Genomic DNA, 3482 nt, shown 5'->3' with positions numbered 1-3482 from the left:
GTGTTCGATATGCTGGGGTGGTGGGATGGAACAATGGGCCGCCGACCTGGTCGGAGATGGAGCGGGTGCTGTCGGGGCGCGCGCCCGAAGCGGGTGGCCGGATGGCCGAGACCTACGTGCCGGGGGATGGGAACGATTCGCCGGCCTGGTCTCGCAAGCGCGGGGCGTTTGTCGCCGACGACGTCGAACAGTGCGCGTCGAGGGTGGCCTATGCCGAACTGCACGCGCACAGTGCCTATAGCTTTCTGGACGGGGCGTCGATGCCGGAGGACATGGTCGCGCAGGCGCGGGCACTGGATCTGAAGGCTCTCGCGTTGACCGACCATGACGGCTTCTACGGGGTGGTCCGGTTTGCCGAGGCTGCCCGCGAATACGGGATGCCGACGGTGTTCGGGGCCGAACTGTCGCTGGAACGCGACGCCACCCGCACCGGCGTGCCCGACCCGCCGGGCGAGCACCTGCTGGTGATCGCGCGCAGTGGCGAAGGGTACCGGCGGCTCTCGCGCACCATCGCCGCCGCACACATGGCGGGTGGGGAAAAGGGGCTGCTGCGGTATCAACCCGATGCGCTGCCCGACGTCGCCGCGGGTCACTGGCTGATCCTCACCGGATGTCGTAAAGGGGCAGTGCGCCGGGCGCTCGAACGAGCCGGCGTGTCTGCCGCACACGAAGAGCTGCAGAACCTGATCGACCGGTACGGCCGCGACAATGTGGTCGTCGAACTGACCGCATCCGGACTGCCCGACGACGACGAACGCAACGCCGCCCTCGCCTCGATCGCCGCGGCCTGCGGTGTGCCGACGGTGGCCACCACCGGCGCGCACTTCGCCGCACCGGACCGCGGACGCCTGGCGATGGCGGTGGCGGCGGTCCGCGCCCGAACCGACCTCGACACCATCGAGGGCTGGCTGCCCGGGGTGGGTGGTGCGCATCTGCGCAGTGGCGACGAGATGATGCGCCTGCTGCCCGGACATCCCGGGGCCATCGACAACGCGGTGGGCATCGCCGCCGACTGCGCTTTCGAACTCGGCCTGATCGCCCCGCAACTGCCGCCCTTCGACGTCCCCGACGGGTACACCGAGAACTCGTGGCTGCGGGAGTTGACGATGCGGCGGGCGCGGCGGCGCTACGGTACCCCGGCGCAGCATCCCGACGCGTACCGCCAGATCGAACACGAACTGGCGATCATCGCCGCGCTGAACTTTCCCGGCTACTTTCTGGTGGTCGCCGACATCGTCGACTTCTGCAAGGACAGCGACATCCTGTGCCAGGGCCGGGGGAGCGCCGCCAACTCGGCGGTCTGCTATGCCCTGGGCATCACCAATGTGGATCCGGTGGCCAACAAGTTGCTGTTCGAGCGGTTCCTGTCGCCGGCCCGCGACGGTCCGCCCGACATCGACGTCGACATCGAATCCGATCGCAGGGAGGAGGCCATCCAGTACGTGTATCGGCGTTACGGTCGCGACTACAGCGCCCAGGTGGCCAACGTGATCACCTACCGGCGAAAGTCGGCGATCCGGGACATGGCCCGGGCGTTGGGTTTTGCCTCCGGCCAGCAGGACGCGTGGAGCCGTGATCCGGACGAGGCGCCCCCGCAGGTTGCCGAGCTGGCCGGTGAGATTCGAGGTATGCCAAGACATCTGGGCATCCACTCCGGCGGCATGGTGATCTGCGACCGGCCCATCGCCGATGTGTGTCCCACCGAATGGGCGCGGATGGAGAACCGCAGCATCCTGCAATGGGACAAGGATGATTGTGCCGCAATCGGTCTGGTCAAGTTTGACCTGCTCGGCCTCGGAATGCTGTCGGCACTGCACTACGCCATCGACCTGCTGGCCGAACACAAGGGTATCGACGTCGACCTGGCCAAGCTCGATCTGTCCGAACCCGCTGTCTATGAGATGCTGTGCCGCGCCGACTCCGTCGGTGTCTTTCAGGTGGAATCACGGGCACAGATGGCGACGCTGCCCCGGCTGCGGCCCCGCAACTTCTATGACCTTGTCGTGGAGGTGGCGCTGATCCGTCCCGGCCCCATCCAGGGTGGTTCGGTACATCCGTATATCCGGCGGCGCAACGGAAAAGAGAAGGTGACCTTCGAACATCCGTCGATGCGTAAGGCTTTGGAGCGCACCCTCGGAGTGCCGCTGTTCCAGGAACAATTGATGCAATTGGCCGTCGACGTCGCCGGATTCGACGCGGCTCAGGCCGATCAGTTGCGCCGGGCGATGGGTTCCAAACGTTCAACCCGGCGCATGGAGGAACTGCGCGGACGATTCTACGAAGGAATGGAACGTCTTCATCAGATCACCGGACCGACCGCCGACCGCATCTACGAGAAGATGGCCGCGTTCGCCAATTTCGGTTTCCCGGAAAGCCATTCGCAGAGCTTCGCCTCGCTGGTGTTCTATTCGGCGTGGCTGAAACTGCATCATCCGGCGGCTTTCTGCGCCGCATTGCTGCGCGCCCAGCCGATGGGCTTCTACTCCCCGCAGTCGCTGGTCGCCGACGCCCGGCGGCACGGGGTGCGGGTGCACCGGCCACACATCAACGCGTCCCTGTCGTGGGCGACATTGGAGAACGCGGGCACCGAACTGCGGCTGGGCCTCGCGGCGGTGCGCGGGGTGGGCGACGAGGTGGCAGGGCGGATCGTCGCCGAACGAGACCGGGGCGGGGACTACACCGACCTCGACGACCTGTCCCGCCGCGCCGAACTCGACATCCGGCATCTCGAAGGTCTGGCGGGTGCGGGCGCTTTCGATTGCTTCGGTCTCAGCCGCCGTCAGGCACTCTGGCAGGCGGGTGCTGCTGCGGCGGCACGGGCCGATCAACTACGGTTGGAGACGTCGGTGCCGGCGCCGGTGCTTCCGGGACTGTCGGAGATCGAGCTCGCCGCCACCGATGCGTGGGCCACCGGGATCACCCCGAACCTGTACCCGACGCGGTTCCTGCGGCCGCGCCTGGACGCGATGGGGGTGATTCCCGCCGACCGGCTGTTGTCGGTGGCCGACGGCGCGCGGGTGCTGGTCGGCGGTGCGGTGACGCATCGTCAGCGGCCCGCGACGGCGTCGGGGGTGACCTTCATCAATCTCGAAGACGAGACGGGGATGGTCAACGTGGTGTGTTCGGTGGGCCTGTGGTCGCGGTATCGCGACCTGGCGCACTCGGCACCTGCGCTGCTGGTGCGGGGAAAGCTGCAGAACGCGGAAGGAGCCGTGACCGTGGTCGCCGAGCGCCTGCAGCGGATGAACCTGCGGGTGGGAACCCGTTCCCGGGACTGGCACTGAAGTCGGGACAGTACCGAGGTCAGGGCCGAACAAGTGAGACACGATAACGACGATCGGGGAAGTGATGTCGAAGACCGTGGTGGTCACAGTGAAACCGAACAGCAGCAAGGGCCCGCTGGTTGAGGCCGACGAGGACGGGGCGATCACGATCTTCGTGCGTGAACCCGCCACCGAGGGCAAGGCCAACAAGGCGGTCGG

2 protein-coding genes are annotated in these 3482 nt (G+C 67.1%); both read left to right on the top strand.

The window, feature by feature from the left end:
- Positions 1 to 20 precede the first annotated feature (20 nt).
- Positions 21 to 3284, top strand: a complete 3264-nt coding sequence (locus KDB67_RS04495) for an error-prone DNA polymerase (protein WP_291012904.1) — start codon at positions 21 to 23, stop codon at positions 3282 to 3284.
- Positions 3285 to 3348: 64 nt separating this feature from the next.
- Positions 3349 to 3482 (top strand): DUF167 family protein (locus KDB67_RS04490; protein ID WP_291012906.1); only part of this gene is annotated, 134 nt, incomplete at its 3' end.

This window comes from Gordonia sp. (in: high G+C Gram-positive bacteria), from assembly GCF_020438995.1.
Classification (GTDB): domain Bacteria; phylum Actinomycetota; class Actinomycetes; order Mycobacteriales; family Mycobacteriaceae; genus Gordonia.
The sequence above is the reverse complement of the archived record's forward strand: the minus strand, read 5'-3'. Positions and strand labels throughout refer to the sequence as shown.